The sequence below is a fragment of the Marinomonas alcarazii genome, assembly GCF_003208215.1.
GTDB classification, from domain to species: domain Bacteria; phylum Pseudomonadota; class Gammaproteobacteria; order Pseudomonadales; family Marinomonadaceae; genus Marinomonas; species Marinomonas alcarazii.
Genome location: NZ_QKLW01000008.1, coordinates 97536 through 116459 on the forward strand (window position 1 = coordinate 97536; position 18924 = coordinate 116459).

Annotated in this window: 12 protein-coding genes; 2 read left to right on the forward strand and 10 right to left on the reverse strand. The window is 46.5% G+C overall.

Going from position 1 to position 18924, the window contains the following annotated elements; translation table 11 throughout:
* Window positions 1-238: 238 nt before the first annotated feature.
* The gene (locus tag DFP75_RS14820) at window positions 239-1183 is read left to right on the forward strand and encodes a LysR family transcriptional regulator (RefSeq protein ID WP_110576836.1); all 945 of its coding nucleotides are present in this window, start codon (window positions 239-241) and stop codon (window positions 1181-1183) included.
* A 143-nt stretch (window positions 1184-1326) separates the two neighbouring features.
* Here DFP75_RS14820 and DFP75_RS14825 read toward each other — a convergent pair whose 3' ends face one another.
* From DFP75_RS14825 to chvE, 7 genes are all read right to left on the reverse strand, one after another.
* Complete coding sequence (locus DFP75_RS14825; protein ID WP_110576837.1) at window positions 1327-2835, reverse strand: aldehyde dehydrogenase (NADP(+)); 1509 nt, start codon at window positions 2833-2835, stop codon at window positions 1327-1329.
* A 201-nt stretch (window positions 2836-3036) separates the two neighbouring features.
* A complete protein-coding gene (gene araD, locus DFP75_RS14830) occupies window positions 3037-4797 on the reverse strand; it encodes an L-arabinonate dehydratase (protein WP_110576838.1) in 1761 nt (586 codons plus the stop codon).
* Window positions 4794-5561, reverse strand: a complete 768-nt coding sequence (locus DFP75_RS14835; protein WP_110576839.1) for an SDR family NAD(P)-dependent oxidoreductase — start codon at window positions 5559-5561, stop codon at window positions 4794-4796. The genes araD and DFP75_RS14835 overlap by 4 nt, the downstream gene beginning before the upstream one ends.
* On the reverse strand, window positions 5558-6526 hold the full coding sequence (araD1, locus tag DFP75_RS14840) for an AraD1 family protein (protein ID WP_110576840.1): 969 nt from the start codon (window positions 6524-6526) through the stop codon (window positions 5558-5560). The genes DFP75_RS14835 and araD1 overlap by 4 nt, the downstream gene beginning before the upstream one ends.
* A gap of 24 nt (window positions 6527-6550) precedes the next feature.
* Entirely contained in the window at window positions 6551-7750 is a 1200-nt protein-coding gene (mmsB, locus tag DFP75_RS14845) for a multiple monosaccharide ABC transporter permease (protein WP_110576841.1), read from the reverse strand.
* Between the two features lie 13 nt (window positions 7751-7763).
* Complete coding sequence (gene mmsA / locus DFP75_RS14850; protein WP_110576842.1) at window positions 7764-9302, reverse strand: multiple monosaccharide ABC transporter ATP-binding protein; 1539 nt, start codon at window positions 9300-9302, stop codon at window positions 7764-7766.
* A 133-nt stretch (window positions 9303-9435) separates the two neighbouring features.
* Entirely contained in the window at window positions 9436-10497 is a 1062-nt protein-coding gene (chvE, locus tag DFP75_RS14855; RefSeq protein ID WP_110576843.1) for a multiple monosaccharide ABC transporter substrate-binding protein, read from the reverse strand.
* Between the two features lie 289 nt (window positions 10498-10786).
* On the opposite strand from chvE, the gene DFP75_RS14860 reads away from it, so the two are divergent.
* Window positions 10787-12373, forward strand: coding sequence for a cation:proton antiporter family protein (locus DFP75_RS14860; protein WP_110576844.1), 1587 nt, complete (start codon window positions 10787-10789; stop codon window positions 12371-12373).
* Between the two features lie 72 nt (window positions 12374-12445).
* Here the strand turns inward: DFP75_RS14860 and DFP75_RS14865 are convergent, their stop codons facing one another.
* From DFP75_RS14865 to gltB, 3 genes are all read right to left on the reverse strand, one after another.
* Complete coding sequence (locus DFP75_RS14865; RefSeq protein ID WP_110576845.1) at window positions 12446-12616, reverse strand: DUF6435 family protein; 171 nt, start codon at window positions 12614-12616, stop codon at window positions 12446-12448.
* Between the two features lie 143 nt (window positions 12617-12759).
* Window positions 12760-14181: an FAD-dependent oxidoreductase gene (locus tag DFP75_RS14870; RefSeq protein WP_110576846.1), complete on the reverse strand. Its 1422-nt coding sequence runs from the start codon at window positions 14179-14181 to the stop codon at window positions 12760-12762.
* Window positions 14182-14299: 118 nt separating this feature from the next.
* Window positions 14300-18751 carry a glutamate synthase large subunit gene (gene gltB, locus DFP75_RS14875; RefSeq protein ID WP_110576847.1) on the reverse strand — a complete coding sequence of 1484 codons (4452 nt, stop codon included), beginning with the start codon at window positions 18749-18751 and terminating at the stop codon, window positions 14300-14302.
* Window positions 18752-18924: the final 173 nt, after the last annotated feature.

The following is an 18924-nucleotide window of genomic DNA, read 5'->3' on the forward strand; positions in this document are numbered from 1 at the left end:
AGTTTACTCGCCTCTTACGATATCTACCAATCACTTAATAAAAGCACTCAAAGATACACTGCAATTCGCACATCAAAACACAGTAGCGAATCTTTCAGCGAACAACTTTTCGCCCTCATTTACTGAAATCAAAAACTCTTAAAAAGTCCATTTATTTGGGCTTTTTTGTCAATTTTAGACGCTAATAGCTTCTATTTAGAGTAAGATATCTCTATTAAAAACAATAATAGAGGTCGATATGGACATAGGTCTGGCCAAGCATTTAAAGCTCAATCAATTGCGTTTAATTTCGGTTATTTCCGAGCATGGTCAACTGGGGATTGCTGCCGATGAAATGGCAATGACACAACCCGCTGCGTCACGCATGTTGAGTGAAATTGAACAAACCATTGGCACACGTTTATTTATTCGTCATGCCAAAGGCATGGAACCTACTTTGGTTGGTCAAGCCGTAGCCCGTCGGGCGCACAACCTTTTAGTTGAGCTGCGCGATCTTGCCCGTGAAGTCGACGAGCTAAAAGAAGGCGGCGGTGGAACGACTGCCATTGGCGCAGTAACTGGAGCGGCGGTGGGTTTTGTTATTCCTGCTATTCAGCAATTGCGCGCGATCGCACCAAAAGCTGAGATCGATATAAACGTCGACACAAGTGATGTTTTGGTGCGCGATTTAGTGGCAGGACACAATGACTTCGTGCTAGCCCGTATTCCCAAACAATACGATGCCAACGAATTTGAAATTTACCCAGCGCGCACAGAATCGGTCAACCTATTGGTTCGTAAAGACCATCCATTGGCTCACTTAGATGTGGTAAGGGTAAAAGACTTGGTTCATTTTGAATGGGTCATGCAATCTCACCGCGCACCGATACGCGAGGCCGTTGAAGCCGCCTTTATGGAAGAGCGTTCCGAACTGCCATTAAGTATCACCAACAGTACGTCATTACTGGCATTGATCGCGATTCTTGTTTCATCCAACGCCATTGCGCCTATGGCAAGGGAAGTAAGCGACTTGCTGGTTGGCCATAAAGTAAAAGCGGATTTAAAAACGCTCAAACTAGATCGAAAGATTGTTATGAGTCCTTACTATTTACTGCAAATGCGTGGCCGCCAATTATCGCCTCTTGCCAACCAACTCAAGCGTTTGGTGCTTGCCGAGTTGGAACAAAAACCTGCGAACGCGTAACCCTTCGCTATTAACTTGACCAAGAAGCAAAAAAAGCGAGTCGGCTGCTTTCAAAACCGAACTCGCTCAACAACCCGCCTTGGGCTTACTTTCAATACAAACCGACCTATCAAAGTCGATTAATAAGATCTAACGCCTAAGCATTAATCTACCAAGTCTTTTGGTAGTAAAGCTTTTGGAATATTTTGGTAACAAACTGGACGCAAGAAACGACGAATCGACAAGGTGCCGACTGAGGTTGCACCGAAGTTTGTCGATGCCGGGTACGGCCCGCCATGCACCATGGTATCGTTCACTTCAACACCCGTTGGGAAACCATTCGCCAACAATCGCCCTGCTTTACGCTCCAACACAGGCAACAGTTTCTGACACGCGGCATGATCGCCTTCGTCAAGATGAATGGTACACGTCAACTGACCTTCCAAATGACGAGCTAATTCGACCATTTGCTCAACACTGTCCGCCAACACAACCAAACCAAGAGGACCAAAGACTTCTTGGTGCAGTGTTGGATGATCTAGCCATGTTTGACCCGTTACCGTGAACAAGTTTGGCAATGCCGTTCGATCCGTTGTGTCTGCGCTACGAACCACCGACTCAATGCCTGTTTTCTCAATCGCCGCCACACCAGAACGGTACGCATCAGCAATGCCATCCGTCAGCATAGTTTGCGCAGAGATTTCAGAGAGTGCTGCACTCGCTGCGGCTATCATGGCTTTCGAATCGGCATTGTCTAACATCACCGCAATCCCTGGGTTAGTACAAAACTGACCAGCGCCCATAGTCAATGAACCTGCCCAGCCTTTACCTAATTCCTCAGCACGATTTTTTACCGCTTCTGGCATGACAAACATTGGGTTTACAGAACCCAACTCACCAAAGAAAGGAATCGGCTCTGGACGCGCCGCACACAAATCAAACAAAGCACGACCACCTGCCAAACTGCCAGTAAAACCAACGGCTTTGATTAACGGATGCTGTACTAACGCTTGTCCAACTTGACGGTTACCGCCTTGGATCAAGGAGAAAACGCCCGCTGGCATCTTGCAACGTTTCATCGCCGCTTCAACCGCTTGCGCGACAAGTTCACCTGTTCCTGGGTGAGCAGAATGCCCTTTGACCACTACTGGGCAACCCGCCGCGAGAGCCGCCGCCGTATCGCCACCTGCCGTTGAAAACGCCAATGGAAAGTTAGAAGCGCCAAACACTGCCACAGGACCAATCGGACGTTGTACCATGTACATATCAGGACGTGGCAACGGTGCGCGATCAGGCAAGGCTTCATCAAAACGACGATCCAAGTATTCACCAGACAAAATACGCTCAGCGAATAAACGTAACTGGCCTGTGGTTCGGCCACGCTCACCTTGCAAACGTGCCGCAGGCAAACCTGTCTCTTGCACGCCAATTTCTGTAATTTGATCGCCTAACACATCAATTTCATCAGCGATCGCATTCAAAAAAGCCGCACGCTCTTCACGAGAAGAATAACCAAATTCTTCAAACGCCGCTTCGGCGGCTTCTACTGCGGCATCCACATCAGATACGCGACCAACGGCAAACTCATGAGAAGGTCCTGTAGCAGGCGTTGAAGAAAATGTTGCGTCGCCCTTTACCCATTTACCGGCAATAAAATGCTGTCCCGTTAACATACTCACTCCTCTCTTTAATAAAAATATCAATAAATCTATGATGCATTGTGACAGTTCGAACTTTTACCCCCTCCCAACCTCCCCCTTAGCAGGGGGAGGAGCTAAGTACTGCGTTCTAGTCCCTTCCCCTTATCAAGGGGAAGGTTAGGATGGGGTTACTTTCTCAATTAGCTCACCATTCACTGGCCGTTTTATTGCATCCTAATGGCTATCTTTTGGTACCGCAGCGCCTCGACATCCTTTTAGGAAATCAAAATCGGCACCGGTATCGGCACCCTGTACGTGGTCATGGAATAATTTGATGTAACCACTTTTTGGCGGTTCCAAATGACTTTTCCAGTTCGCTAAACGTGTTGCCATTTCTTCATCAGAAATATCTACATGCAAGCGACGGTTTTCCACGTCTAATTCAATCATGTCGCCATTTTGAATCACGGCTAATGGTCCACCAGCGGCGGCTTCTGGCGTAGTATGCAGAACCACAGTGCCATACGCGGTTCCAGACATACGAGCATCTGAAATACGCACCATGTCTTTAATGCCCTTGCGCAATACTTTTGGCGGCAAGCCCATGTTGCCAACCTCAGCCATACCTGGATAACCTTTCGGCCCACAGTTTTTTAGCACCATGACGCAGTTTTCATCGATATCCAACGCCTCGTCATTGATCTTGGCTTTGTAATCGTCAATGTCTTCAAACACCACAGCACGGCCGCGGTGCTGCAACAAATGCGCTGACGCAGCAGACGGTTTCAATACCGCACCTTGTGGTGCAAGGTTGCCTTTCAATACAACGATGCCACCTTTTTGTGTCAGTGCTTTTTCAACAGGCAAAATAACGTCAGGGTTCCAGTTGCGAACCTCTTTCACTTCTTCCCAAATAGATTCACCAGACACGGTAAGAGCGTCTTTATGAAGCTTACCTGCTTCTGCCAAATGCTTGATGACTACAGGCAAGCCGCCTGCGTAGAAGAACTCTTCCATCAAGTATTTGCCGGACGGCATTAGGTTAACAATAGTGGCAATTTCTTGGCCTAACTTATCCCAGTCATCTAGGCTTAGATCTACGCCAACACGACCAGCAATGGCCAACAAGTGAATGACCGCGTTGGTGGAGCCACCTATCGCGCCGTTGACACGAATCGCGTTTTCGAACGCTTGGCGAGTCAAAATATCAGACGGTTTCAAATCGTCTTTAACCATATCGACGATGCGACGGCCAGTAAGATGCGCCATGACTCGACGACGGCTGTCTACCGCAGGAATGGCGGCGTTACCCGATAACGCCATACCCAAGGCTTCGGCCATAGATGCCATAGTGCTGGCTGTACCCATGGTGTTACAGCCGCCCGCAGAGCGAGACATAGATTGCTCAGCTTCAAGGAAATCTTCTTGGGTCATCTTGCCCGCTTTGATGTCTTCCGACATTTGCCACAACGCCGTACCAGAACCTACACGCTCGCCTCTGAAGTAGCCATTCAACATCGGGCCCCCAGACACAACAATCGCTGGAATATCGACACTGCATGCGCCCATAAGAAGCGCTGGGGTCGTTTTGTCACAACCCGCCAACAAGACAACACCATCAAGCGGATTAGCACGCAAAGCTTCTTCCACATCCATCGCCGCCATGTTGCGATACATCATAGCGGTTGGACGCAGTGAACTTTCACCCACAGAGAACACAGGAAACTCCAGTGGCAAGCCACCCGCTTCATAAATACCGTGTTTTACTCGATCAGCAAGGTCGCGAAGATGGGCGTTACAAGGGGTAAGTTGCGACCAAGTATTACAAATACCAATGACTGGGCGACCATCAAATAAATCCGCTGGTAAGCCTTGGTTTTTCATCCAGCTGCGGTGATAAATGTGATCACGTGAAGTACCGCCAAACCATTCCGTTGAACGTAATTTGCGGGGCCATGCTTTTGGTACGAACTTATTTTGCTTAGAATCACTCATACCCAACCTCCATCAACAATAAAGTTTTGCGCCGAGCACATGGCTGCCGCATCAGACCCTAAAAACAACGCCATATTGGCGATGTGCTCAGGAAGCACCTTGCCTGCTAGGCATTGGCTTTGTTTAATCTTTTCTTCTGCCGCATCATCAACCCACATGCGCAGCTGTTTTTCTGTCATCACCCAACCAGGAACTAGGGTATTCACTCGAATGCCAGCGCCACCTAAGTCACGGGCAAGAGAGCGCGTTAAACCATGCGTAGCGGCTTTGCTTGTCCCATAAGTTGGGTAACCCGCTGTCGGCATCATCCAACCCACAGAACCAAAATTGATAATCGAACCACCACCTAGTTTGCGCATCATCGGCGCAACAGCTTGCGCTGCGAACATGGCATGCTTGATGTTCACACCCACTAATTCATCAAAACGCTCTTCCGTCAGTGACTCCAAAGAATGGCGCACATCGTTGGCTGCGTTATTCATCAACACTGAAATCGGGCCAAACGCTTCTGCGGCCGCGCGGATTTTACGTTGATAGTCTTGGATGTCCGTGATGTCACAGACCTCAAAACGCACCTCATAACCTTCTTTATTCAGACGTTTAGCAAGCGCAGAGCCCGCTTTTTCATCCAAATCTACGAAGGCCGTTTTTGCGCCTTGCTTGGCATACGCTTCAACAATCGCGGCACCAATACCTGTCGCGCCGCCGGAAATGAAGACGGAACGATCTTTTAAATCTGGATAAACGGCCATTGGCTTTTTCATAGCACATCTACCTCGGTCGATAACTCTGCTTCTTTCGCCAAGGCATTGCGTAATGGCAAACCAAAAGTTGGTGATGAAATTTCAAACACATCGCCTTCTTGAGCCTGAACACCATCCGCAAACGATAAGGTCGCTGTGCCAAACATATGCACATGCAGATCCCCAGGCTGGCGGAAAATAGAGTATTTGAAATGATGGTGCTCTAAGTTTTTAAAGGTGTGTGACATATTGTCTTCACCGGATAAAAAGCCTTTTTCCCATAGGGTTTTCTCACCACGCTCGATACGTGAATGGCCGTCAATGTGCATTGGCAATTCGCCCACTAGCAATTCAGGACCAAATGACGCTGGACGCAATTTTGAATGAGCCAAGTACAAATAGTTCTGGCGCTCTGTTACGTGATCTGAGAATTCATTCGCCAAGGTGTAACCTAGACGATGCACTTTGCCATCATCACCCACTAGGTAGAAGCCCGCGATTTCTGGCTCTTCACCGCCATCTAATGCAAAAGATGGTGAAGGCAGAGCATCACCCGGTGCAACCACGCCAGCACCATTGCCTTTATAAAACCATTCTGGCTGAACGCCTTCTTCACCGTCTTTCGGCTTACCGCCTTCAACACCCATTTGGAAGATCTTCATAGAATCGGTTAATTCTTCGCTTTTCGCATGCATAGCATTACGTGTCGAAGCAGAACCTAAATGCGTCAATCCTGTTCCAGTCAAGTACATGTGTGCTGGATCTGGATGGCGCACAGGGCAATCTAGCTGGTTATTTTTCGCCAACTCAGACAAATCCACAGATTCGCCTAAACCATGTTTTTCGATAATAGACTTCAGCGGCACGCCACTTTTAACGGCTTCTTTTGCGAGTTCATAAACACTCGATGCATGAAGTACAAGGTGTGCTTCATTGCCTTCGCGACACACCACACCACCTTGTTTAATTTGAGATAAAAACAACATAAATTACTCCTTTAACCCGCGTTCTTAGCGCGCTTTTTGTTTGTTGTAGACGTCGAAGATAACCGCAGCGAGCAATACCAAGCCCTTAATCACCTGCTGCCAATCAATCCCTATACCCAATATCGACATCCCGTTATTCATTACGCCCATGATAAAGGCACCAATCACCGCACCGATGACTTTACCCACACCACCCGTCATGGAAGCACCACCGATAAAGACAGCGGCGATAACATCTAGCTCCATGGCGAAACCGGCTTTTGGTGTCGCTGTATTCAAACGAGCCGCAAAAATCAAACCAGCCAGTGCGGCTAACATGCCCATGTTGGCAAACGTCAAAAACGTTAAACGCTCTGTATTAATACCCGAAAGCTTGGCGGCTTTGACATTGCCACCCAAAGCATAGATACGACGGCCAATTGTGGTGCTGTTGGTTAAGAAGGTATAAACCGCGATCAATACAGCCATTGTCATTAGAACGTTTGGCAAACCACGGTAAGTACTTAATAGGTAAGACAAATAAATAATAGCGATGGCAACCAAAGCATTTTTTACGATAAAGAAAGAGAAAGGCTCATCTTGAATACCGTATTTCAATGCTCTAGATCGGCTACGTGCTGCCAAAAACACAATGGCACTCGCAGCTAACACGCCTAAAACCAGCGCGGTGACATTAGGACGCCCCACACCAAAAACATCAGGGATAAATCCCGTACTTAATAGCTGAAAGCTTTTCGGAAATGGCCCAACAGACTGGCCTTCAAGTAACGCCAACGTCAAACCACGGAACACCAACATGCCCGCCAGGGTCACGATGAAGGCCGGAATTTTCCAATAGGCAATCCAATAGCCTTGAAGGCCACCAATGATCAAGCCAACTACCAAACACACAGGCACAACAAGAATGGTTGGCAAATCATAGTTAACAGACATCACGGCCGCCAATGCGCCAATGAAACCCGCTACCGAGCCAACCGATAAATCGATATGACCCGCAACGATAACCAGCAACATGCCAATGGCCATGATGATTATGTAGCTGTTTTGTAAGAATAAATTGGTTAAGTTAACCGGACGCATCAGAGTGCCATCAGTCAAAAACTGAAACATTCCCATGATCACAACCAGTGCGATCAACATACCGTAATCACGCATATGCGACTTCAAGTAGCTGGTAACAGAAGGTGCCGATTGGACCACTGTAGAGGTTTCTTTTGTTGTCATTATTATTACTCCGTTACGCTTTCACTATCATTGACATGATTTTTTCTTGGCTCGCATTCGCTTTGTCTAACTCACCAACAAAGCGGCCTTCGTTCATCACGTAAATACGATCACACATGCCCAGCAACTCCGGCATCTCTGAAGAAATCATCACCACACCTTTGCCATCATCGGCAAGTTCATTGATGATGCTGTAAATCTCAAACTTGGCCCCCACGTCAATACCGCGAGTTGGCTCATCTAGAATCAGTACGTCAGGCTGTGAGTACAGCCATTTACTCAACACCACTTTTTGTTGATTGCCGCCAGATAAGTTCATCACTTTCTGGAATACGCTTGGGGTACGAATATTGAGTGCTTTGCGATAGTCTTCCGACACTTGGCGCTCGATGTTTTCATCAATCACACCGCTCGACGACACTCGATCTAAGTTGGCTAACGTGGTATTGGTTTGAATGGTTTCTTCAAGAATCAAACCCAGTTCTTTACGGTCTTCCGTTACATACGCCAAACCACTTTTTATCGCTTTAGGTACCGTGGACAAATCGGCGATTTCGCCACGTAAACGCACTTCACCTTGGATATTTTTGCCGTAACTTTGTCCGAATAGGCTCATCGCTAATTCTGTGCGACCTGACCCCATCAACCCCGCAATACCAACAATTTCTCCAGCGTGCACATTGAAAGCGATGTCATGGATTATTTGACGATCGACGGCTTCAGGATGCCAAACATTCCAGTTGCTAACTTCCATTAAGGTTTTGCCTAAGTGACCTTCTTTGGTCGGGTTCTTTCTTACTGGGTAACGGTGTGCCATATCACGGCCAACCATATCGCGAATAATGTCTTCTTCACTGATGCTTTGCGCACGACAATCTAGCGTGGAGACTGAGGCACCATCACGGATTACTGTGATGCTGTCTGCTACACGGCTGATTTCGTTTAATTTGTGGGTAATCAGGATGGAGGAAATACCCTGAGCTTTAAATTCCAGCAATAGGTCAAGCAACTTGGCACTGTCGTTCTCTTGCAGCGCTGCTGTTGGCTCATCCAAAATCAATAATTTCACATCTTTGGCAAGGGCTTTGGCAATCTCAACAAGCTGTTGTTTGCCCACACCTAACTGACCAACCAAAGTGGAAGGCGATTCTTTTAGTCCGACTTTTTCTAATAAACCGAGTGTACGAGAATAGGTTTTTGGCCAGTCTATAACGCCAGCCTCGACATTCTCATTACCTAAAAAAAGATTTTCAGCGATGGATAAGAGCGGCACTAGTGCTAGCTCTTGGTGAATAATGATGATGCCTTTTTCTTCACTGTCCGGTATGCCGGAAAACGCGACGGTTTCATCATTAAAAAGGATATCACCTTCATAACTTCCGTGTGGATAAACCCCACTCAACACTTTCATGAGAGTTGATTTACCTGCGCCATTTTCACCCACTAAAGCGTGAATCTCGCCATCACGAACTTTCAGGTTCACCGAGTCGAGGGCTTTTACTCCAGGAAATGTCTTGGTAATGCTGCGCATTTCCAAAATAATATTTTCCATAAAACATCCCATTAGCAGGTGCGCCATTACCGTATTGATTCACGGTCAATAGCGCACTTGCTGCTTTATTATTGTTGAGTTAGGACAAATAAAAAGTTCTTATAGAGTATTGATAAGCACAGTAATCGTGCGCTTATTCGATCTGAGACTTCGTATAGTAGCCACTGCCCAATAGCACATCTTGCCAGTTGGATTTGTCTACTGTTACAGGCTCAAGCAAATAGCTAGGAACGACCTTGATACCATTATCATAGGTTTTGGTATCATTAATTTGAGGCTTAGCATCATTCAATACTGCTTGCACCATACCAACAGTCACATTGGCTAATTCACGAGTGTCTTTGAAAACAGTGGAGTATTGCTCGCCTGCGATGATGGATTTGACTGAAGGCACTTCCGCGTCTTGACCTGTCACAATCGGCATTTTTAGATTGCCAGAACCGTAACCTACGCCTTTAAGAGAGGACAAAATACCAATAGAAATACCGTCATAGGGTGACAATACGCCATCTACACGTTTGGTTGTGTAATGAGCTGATAGCAAATTATCCATACGCGCTTGAGCAGTCGCACCGTCCCAGCGCAATGTACCTACTGTGTCCATGCCCATTTGGCCTGACACAATATTCACTTTACCGGAGTCAATCATTGGCTGAAGCACTGACATAGCACCGTTGTAGAAGAAATAAGCATTGTTATCATCAGGAGAGCCACCGAACAATTCAACGTTGTAAGGACCCTTACCACGTTTTTCCATGCCGCTCACCAAAGACTTGGCTTGCAACACGCCTACTTTGAAGTTATCGAATGTCGCGTAGTAACTAACATAAGGACTGTTTTTGATCAGGCGGTCGTAAGAAATAACCTTAATGCCAGCCGCATCAGCATTTTCCAATGCGTTAGATAAAGTCGTACCATCGATCGCAGCAATGACAAGAACATCAACGCCTTTTACGATCATATTTTCAATTTGAGAAAGTTGGTTCGGGATCTCATCTTCTGCGTATTGCAGATCAACTTTGTAACCCGCATCTTCGAAGAGTTTCACCATGGAATCACCATCAGTGATCCAACGCGCGGACGACTTGGTTGGCATCGCAATACCAACATAACCCTCAGCAGCCAAGACACTAGCGGAACTCAATGCAGTGGCACCCAGTACTAAACCAGCAATGGCATTTTTTAGATAGTTCATTAGCTTCTCCTGTTACAGTCAAGGCAAGCACCATAAGGAACACGCTTCAGTGACCGTATATTTTTTATGATTATTTTTTCGAGCCAATCAGGTCTTGAAAAACCTATCATTCAGAGTAGGCAAAATGAACATACCAATCAAATAGAATAAATGTTTGTCTTTATATCATTTTTGATATGTCAATTAATTCGGCGGGAACGGGTATTTTTCTATATTACGTGCTGCGCGGCTTGGTCAAATTCCGTATGATAAAACCTCCCTTTACCACTCTGAATATCAGAAGGAATCTATGGAATTCATTTGGATCTTATTCGCATTTGCCTGTGGACTGGCCGTCAAGTTAATCAACTTACCACCACTAATTGGTTTTTTGTTGGCAGGATTTCTCCTTAATTACGCAGGGTTAGAGCCAAGTAATACTCTGGATTCTCTTGCCAATATAGGCATTACACTCATGTTGTTTAGCATCGGCTTGAAGCTGCATGTTAAGGACCTCCTAAAGCGCGAAGTCTGGGCATCGACACTAAGTCATATGGGCATAAGCACCATAATATTTGCCGGTATTGCCTTACTACTTGGCACATTGAGCTTACCGTATTTCGGTCTATTAGATTTTAAAACCGCTGCCTTGCTTGGTTTTGCTCTTAGTTTTTCCAGCACCGTTTGTGTGATGAAACTGCTGGAAGAAAGTAGCGAGCTAAAAACTCGTCACGGACAATTATCCCTTGGCATTTTGGTTATGCAGGACATAGTGGCGGTTATTTTCCTTGTCGCAGCCACAGGCAAAATACCATCCATCTGGGCATTGGCTCTGTTTGGACTGTTACTCGTCCGCCCAGTCATCAATAAGATTGTCGATAAGGCGGGTCACGGGGAGATGCTACCTCTAACAGGACTCTTTCTTGCCCTAGGTGGCTATGAACTGTTTTATTTGGTTGGCGTGAAAGGCGATTTAGGGGCGCTGATCTTCGGCATCTTATTAGCGTCACACCCAAAAGCCGCAGAAATGAACAAATCACTGATGAATTTTAAAGACTTATTTTTGATCGGTTTTTTCTTATCCATTGGCTTTACGGCATTACCTACACTAAGCATGGTCGGCATAAGCCTGATCATTACCTTAGTTATTTTGGCCAAATTCGCACTCTTCTTCTTGTTGCTAACCAAGATGAAGCTACGCGGACGAACGTCCTTCCTGTCGTCGATGATTCTGTCTAACTACAGCGAATTTGGGCTTATTGTTGTTGCTCTAAGTGTGGCAAACGGCTGGTTAGAAAAAGAATGGCTGGTTGTTTTGGCTCTAGCCGTGTCTTTCTCTTTCGTCATCACCAGCGTGCTTTACCGTAACGTTCACCGTATGTACCGCAAAAACAAAGATTTCATTCGTCGTTTTGAAAGCACAGACTGTTTACCTGAAGACCGCTTCGTACAGCCGGTTAATAGCGACATTCTGGTGGTAGGTTTAGGTCGAGTTGGACGCGGTGCATTCGAGTCGTTGAAAGGGTTTGTGGGCGATACTGTTGCCGGTATGGATGCCGATCGCAATCGTATAAACCAAATGCAAGCCGACCAAGAAAACGTCTTCTACGGTGACGGTGAAGACGCTGACTTATGGGAGCGTTTAGACACCTCCCGAATTGATTTGGTCTTGCTGGCTCTGCCTGCCGCAGAAGACACCACCAATGTCGCCATACAACTGCGTAAAGCCAATTACACAGGACAAATCGCCGCGATTGCCCGTTACCAAGATGAAAGAGAAATCCTCATCAACAGCGGCATAGACAACGTCTTCAACTTCTACACCGAAGCGGGTACAGGTTTCGCAGAAGAAAGCTTGGCGCTGATTCGCCCTATGGACAACGCCACACCGTCTTAATGGTTTAATAAGGCCATCTAATCAAACTAAAAACGCGGCACCATTCTGGTTCCGCGTTTTTTATCACTCGACCTATGCAGACTTAGCTTCGTCTATCTTGGCTTTCAAAGACTCAGCTTTCTCTGTCAGTTCTGAATAAAGTCGGATGTCGCCACTGCGTTGGGCTTGCATGGCTTTTTCTAGTAACTCGCCATATTCTTTGTCGAGTTTTTTAATCGGGTCAGATTTAAGAAAGGAAAACATAATTAGCCTGTTGTTATGAGTTGATGTAGTACATACGGCACGGACTGGGATTTAGATCGTTTTCCATTCCAAATCACCAAAACAAAAGCGCCAATCAGATTGCTCTGATTGGCGCTTTGACTCAAAACTCGACAAGGTCGCGTTTACACGTCTAGGAAATCCATAATCCCTTCCGCCGCCTTACGACCTTCATCAATGGCCGTTACCACAAGATCTGAACCACGCACCATGTCGCCACCAGCGAAGATCTTCTCGTTGGTTGTCTGGAACATGAATTTGCCTTTCTTCGGCGCGATAACACGACCGCGAGCGTCTGTTTCGATACCGAATTTTTCAAACCAAGGCGCAGGGCTTGCCTGGAAACCAAAGGCGATCAATACCGTATCAGCAGGAATGATTTGCTCACTGCCTTCAACAATCTCCGCTGTACGGCGACCGTTTTCGTCTGGCTCGCCCATTTGCGTTTCGACCACCTTGATGCCTTCTACTTTGCCATCACCAATGATTTCCACTGGTTGGCGGTTGAAAAGGAACTGTACGCCCTCTTCTTTGGCATTCTGCACTTCTTTACGAGAGCCTGGCATGTTTTCTTGGTCACGACGGTATGCACACGTCACGCTTTTCGCACCTTGGCGAATTGCGGTACGGTTACAGTCCATCGCAGTATCACCACCGCCCAAGACAACCACTTGTTTGCCTTTTAAGTTCACGTAGTCAGCTTCGTCTTCTTCGAAGTCTAGGCAATGGTTGACGTTAGAAATCAGGTAATCCAAGGCATCGTGAACGCCTGGAAGGTCTTCACCAGGGAAGCCGCCTTTCATGTATTTGTAAGTACCCATGCCTAAAAACACGGCATCGTACTCTTCCAATACGTGTTCAAATGGCACATCGTCACCAACCGAAGTACCAAGTACAAACTCAACGCCCATTTCTTCAAAAATTTCACGACGACGTGTCATGACGCTTTTTTCCAGTTTGAATTCTGGAATACCAAAGGTTAGCAAACCGCCGATTTCTGGGTATTTATCAAATACCACAGGCTTAATGCCATTGCGCACTAGGATGTCTGCACAAGCTAGACCAGCAGGGCCTGCACCAACGATAGCAACGGTTTTGTTTACCGGTACGACGTTAGACATATCTGGGCGCCAGCCTAAAGCAAACGCTGTGTCTGTAATGTATTTCTCAACAGAACCAATGGTTACCGCACCGAAACCACCCTCACCAAGGGTACAAGCACCTTCACAAAGACGATCTTGTGGGCAAACACGGCCACACACTTCTGGTAAAGAGTTGGTTTGGTGGCTCAACTCAGCCGCTTCCAAAATGCTACCTTCGCTCACTAGCTTAAGCCAGTTTGGAATGTAGTTATGTACTGGGCATTTCCACTCACAATAAGGGTTGCCACATTCTAGACAGCGGTGTGCTTGATCTTTCGCACCGGCTTCTTCAAATGGTTTATAAATTTCGACGAACTGCCCTTTACGTGTAATTAAAGGCTTTTTCTTAGGATCCTTTCGATCCACTTCGACGAATTGAAATGCGTTATTCAAGCGCTCAGACATAAGCTGCTATCTCCTCGGCCGCCTGTAAACAAGCGGCGCTTCTCTCAAATGGGTCAGACTGATTCGTTCACAGGGCTTGATCTAAATTCAATCAAACCAAGCCCCATAACAGCGTGTTTTATTCCGGACGTTGACGAGTGTTAGCCAATAGCGCGCCTAAGCTTGCTGCTTTTGGTTTCACTAGCCAGAACTTGCCAATGTAGTCGTAGAAGTTTTCTAAGATCTCTTGGCCCCATTCGCTGTCAGTTTCTCGGACGTATTCTTCGATCACAGAGCGAAGGTGTGAACGATACTCTTCCGTTAATTCCGTACCGATGCGGTGAATTTCCACCAATTCGTGGTTGTACTTATCCACGAAGGTACGGTCTAAATCGAGTACGTAAGCGAAACCGCCAGTCATACCCGCACCAAAGTTGTAACCTGTATTACCAAGCACAGTCACCATACCGCCTGTCATGTATTCACAGCAGTGGTCACCTGCGCCTTCGATAACAGTGTGCGTACCAGAGTTACGAACTGCAAAACGCTCACCAGCCGTACCTGCGGCAAACAATTTACCGCCCGTCGCACCATACAAACAGGTGTTACCGATAATGGCTGAGTCTTGTGACTTGAACATCGAGCCTTTTGGTGAACGAATAACCAACTTACCGCCAGTCATACCTTTACCAACGTAGTCGTTAGCATCACCTTCTAGGTACATATGCAAACCACCAGCGTTCCACACACCAAAGGATTGACCCGCTGTGCCTGTCAATTTAAGTGTTAGTGGTGCATCAATCATGCCTTGGTTACCGTAACGCTTAGCAATTTCACCAGACAAACGCGCACCAATAGAACGGTCACAGTTCGTCACTTCAAAGGCAAATTCACCGCCTTCTTTTTCTTCAACCGCATCTTTAACTGTGTCCCACATTTTCAAAGCCAATAAGCCTTTGTCGTGTGGCGGGTTGAATGGTGACTCACAGTATTGTGCTTTATCGGCTGGAATCAGATCATTTTTCAAAATTGGTGATAGATCTAAGCTACGCTGTTTGTCCGTTTCACCAGGCAAAATAGCCAATAGATCCGTACGACCGATCAAGTCCTGCAGACGAGCTACGCCGAGTTTAGCCAACCATTGACGCGTATCTTCTGCCATAAAGCGGAAGAAGTTTTTGATCATTTCCACTGTGCCAATGAAGTGCTCATCACGCAGCATTTGATCCTGAGTCGCAACCCCAGTCGCACAGTTGTTCAAGTGACAAATACGTAAGAACTTACAACCCATAGCCACCATTGGTGTGGTACCAAAACCAAAGCTTTCAGCGCCTAGAATCGCCGCTTTCACCACATCCAGACCCGTTTTCAAACCACCATCTGTTTGTAGACGAATTTTGCCACGTAGATCGTTAGAACGAAGGGCTTGTTGTGCTTCCGCCAAACCTAACTCCCAAGGAGAACCAGCATGACGAATAGAAGTAATTGGCGATGCCGCAGTACCACCGTCGTAACCCGAGATGGTAATCAAATCCGCGTAAGCTTTTGCAACACCCGCCGCAATCGTACCAACTCCCGGTTCAGAAACCAGTTTCACCGATACCAAAGCATCTGGGTTTACTTGTTTCAAATCGAAAATGAGCTGAGCCAAATCCTCGATAGAATAAATATCATGATGCGGAGGTGGTGAAATCAAGGTAACACCTGGAACTGCGTAACGTAGACGAGCGATCAAGCCGTTTACTTTACCGCCTGGCAACTGACCACCTTCACCTGGTTTCGCACCTTGAGCAACTTTGATCTGCAATACTTCAGCATTCACCAAGTACTCAGGCGTTACACCAAAACGACCTGATGCAATTTGTTTGATCTTAGAGCGGCGCTCTGTACCGTGACGAGCTGGATCTTCACCACCCTCACCTGAGTTAGAACGACAACCTAATTCGTTCATCGCTTGCGCTAGGGCTTCGTGTGCTTCTGGTGACAAGGCACCCAAGGACATACCAGCAGAGTCGAAACGAGGCAGAATCTCTTCAATGGATTCTACTTCATCCAAGGCAATCGGTTTCGCCTTATCTGACAAGCTAAACAAGTCGCGCAACATAGACGCTGGACGGTTGTTTACTAGCTCTGTGTATTTGGTGAAGTCTTCAAAACGACCACTGCCCACAGCGGTTTGCAAATTGCGCACAACGTCTGGGTTAAACGCATGATATTCCGCTTCATGGACGTATTTTAAGTAACCGCCCTGTTGAATCGGTTTGCGTAATTTCCAAGCATTATTCGCGATAGATTCTTGATCCTTTTGGAAATCTTCAAAACGTGCGCCTTTGATACGACTTGGTACGCCTTTGAAGCAAAGATCAACCACCTTAGTATCCAAACCAACCGCTTCAAATAACTGCGCGCCACGGTAAGACGCGATTGTTGAAATCCCCATCTTAGAGATGATTTTCATCAAGCCTTTGTTAATACCTTTACGGTATTTCACGTGGCAAGCGATTGGATCACCCAAGACTTCGCCTTTATCAACCATATCGTTAATCAAACGATAAGAAAGGTATGGGTAAACCGCTGTTGCACCAAAGCCTAGCAACACAGCAAACTGATGTGGATCACGCGCAAAGCCAGTGTCTGCAATGATGTTTGAATCGCAACGCAAACCTTGCTTAGACAAATGATGATGCACAGCGCCCACCGCCATAGGCGAAGGAATTGGCAAATGGCCTTTGGCGATATCACGGTCAGTCAAGACAACAATTACCGCGCCATTACGCACGACTTCTTCCGCTTTTACTTGCAAGTCTTTAATCGCTTGCTCAAGGGAAACGTCTTCTGGGTTGTAGTTCGTGCTCAAACGCACCAAACGGAAACGGTGATCATCTAACGCCAATAAACGGCTGTATTTACGCGGTGACAATACTGGTGACGACAAAATAATACGGTTTGCGTGCTTTGGCGTTTCTTCAAATAAGTTACGCTCTACACCAATGCACGTCTCCAACGACATCACAACCGATTCGCGTAGCGGATCTATTGGTGGGTTGGTTACCTGTGCAAACTTCTGGCGGAAGTAATCTGTCACTGGGCGAGTTTGGCTAGACATAACCGCCATAGGCGTGTCATCACCCATAGAGCCCACTGCCTCATGGCCACTTTCTGCCAATGGTCGGAAAATTTGCTCGCGCTCTTCAAAAGAGACTTGGAACATTTTCTGATAGGTCAGCATTTCTTCTTTAGTGAAAGGTTCGAATTCAAGAGACGATTCTTCCAACAATGATTCAATACGAATCGCTTCCTGCTTCAACCATTTTTTGTATGGGTGCATGGATTTAAGGCGATTATCGATGTCATCCGTATGAAGTACTTTGCCGTTTTGCGTATCAATTACTAGCATTTGGCCAGGGCCAACACGACCTTTCGATACAACATCTTCAGGCTTGTAGCCATAAGTACCCACTTCAGAAGCCAGCGTAATAAAGCCGTTCTTAGTGATTACCCAACGCGCAGGACGCAAGCCGTTACGGTCAAGCATACAAATAGCATGACGGCCGTCGGTCATTACCAAGCCAGCTGGGCCATCCCAAGGATCCATGTGCATGGAGTTGTACTGATAAAAAGCACGTAACTCTGGATCCATGTTTTCAACGTTTTGCCACGCTGGTGGAATAATCAAACGTGCAGCACGGAAGATATCAACACCACCCGTTACCAAAACTTCCAACATGTTATCCATAGAAGAAGAGTCGGAACCCGTTAAGTTCACTAACGGCTGCAGGTCTTGTAGCTCAGGGATCAAAGGTGTACGCAATTTGCTAGTACGAGCCAATGCCCAGTTACGGTTACCTTCAATAGTGTTGATCTCGCCGTTATGCGCCAACATGCGGAACGGTTGAGCCAATGGCCATTTTGGTAAGGTATTAGTAGAGAAACGTTGGTGGAAAACACAAATCGCAGTTTGCATTTTTTCGTTGCCTAAATCTTTATAAAAGAAAGGCAAATCCACTGGCATCATCAAACCTTTATACGCCAGAACTTTATCTGACAAAGAACAGATGTAGAAATTCTCGTATTGCGCCAACGCGATTTCAGTTTGACGACGCGCCACAAACAAACGTGTTGCAAAAGTGCGTGCGTCCATACGATTACTATCAACGAACACTTGCTCAATACGAGGCAAGCAATCCATCGCAATCATACCAAGGCAAGACGCATCGATTGGCACTTCACGCCAACCCACGACATTCAAACCTTCATCTGTTAGCTTTTGCGTTAGTACATTACGCTGTTCGCTTGCTAGTGTTTCATCTTGATCAAGAAACACCATGCCGATACCGTAAAGGTCGGACAAGGTGTGATTAAATAAAGCATGCGCTTCACCACGTAAAAATAGATCCGGCTTTTGGATCAGAAGACCACAGCCGTCACCTGTTTTACCATCTGCAGCGATACCGCCACGGTGTGTCATACATGTCAAAGACTCAATAGCTGTCTTAAGTAGCTCATGGCTGGTATTGCCTTCCATATGCGCAATTAAGCCAAAGCCACAGTTGTCTTTGAACTCGCCAGGACGATAAAGGCCTGCATTCATACACCAACTCCCACAGTTGAAACGTAAAAAAATAAAGATTAGATATAAATTCGATTATCAGGTGGCTGGGCTAAAAAGCGAAAACGCGAATGATCTCGCTTCGAGAATGACTATCATCTACCCAAAACACCACCGAAATGGATGATCATACTACCCTGACGAAGAGCACTACT

What these genes read in the sequence shown, in the direction of transcription:
- DFP75_RS14820 (WP_110576836.1), top strand. Translation starts at nt 239, where the DNA reads ATGGACATAGGTCTGGCCAAGCATTTAAAGCTCAATCAATTGCGTTTA.
- DFP75_RS14825 (WP_110576837.1), bottom strand. Translation starts at nt 2,835, where the DNA reads ATGTTAACGGGACAGCATTTTATTGCCGGTAAATGGGTAAAGGGCGAC.
- araD (WP_110576838.1), bottom strand. Translation starts at nt 4,797, where the DNA reads ATGAGTGATTCTAAGCAAAATAAGTTCGTACCAAAAGCATGGCCCCGC.
- DFP75_RS14835 (WP_110576839.1), bottom strand. Translation starts at nt 5,561, where the DNA reads ATGAAAAAGCCAATGGCCGTTTATCCAGATTTAAAAGATCGTTCCGTC.
- araD1 (WP_110576840.1), bottom strand. Translation starts at nt 6,526, where the DNA reads ATGTTGTTTTTATCTCAAATTAAACAAGGTGGTGTGGTGTGTCGCGAA.
- mmsB (WP_110576841.1), bottom strand. Translation starts at nt 7,750, where the DNA reads ATGACAACAAAAGAAACCTCTACAGTGGTCCAATCGGCACCTTCTGTT.
- mmsA (WP_110576842.1), bottom strand. Translation starts at nt 9,302, where the DNA reads ATGGAAAATATTATTTTGGAAATGCGCAGCATTACCAAGACATTTCCT.
- chvE (WP_110576843.1), bottom strand. Translation starts at nt 10,497, where the DNA reads ATGAACTATCTAAAAAATGCCATTGCTGGTTTAGTACTGGGTGCCACT.
- DFP75_RS14860 (WP_110576844.1), top strand. Translation starts at nt 10,787, where the DNA reads ATGGAATTCATTTGGATCTTATTCGCATTTGCCTGTGGACTGGCCGTC.
- DFP75_RS14865 (WP_110576845.1), bottom strand. Translation starts at nt 12,616, where the DNA reads ATGTTTTCCTTTCTTAAATCTGACCCGATTAAAAAACTCGACAAAGAA.
- DFP75_RS14870 (WP_110576846.1), bottom strand. Translation starts at nt 14,181, where the DNA reads ATGTCTGAGCGCTTGAATAACGCATTTCAATTCGTCGAAGTGGATCGA.
- gltB (WP_110576847.1), bottom strand. Translation starts at nt 18,751, where the DNA reads ATGAATGCAGGCCTTTATCGTCCTGGCGAGTTCAAAGACAACTGTGGC.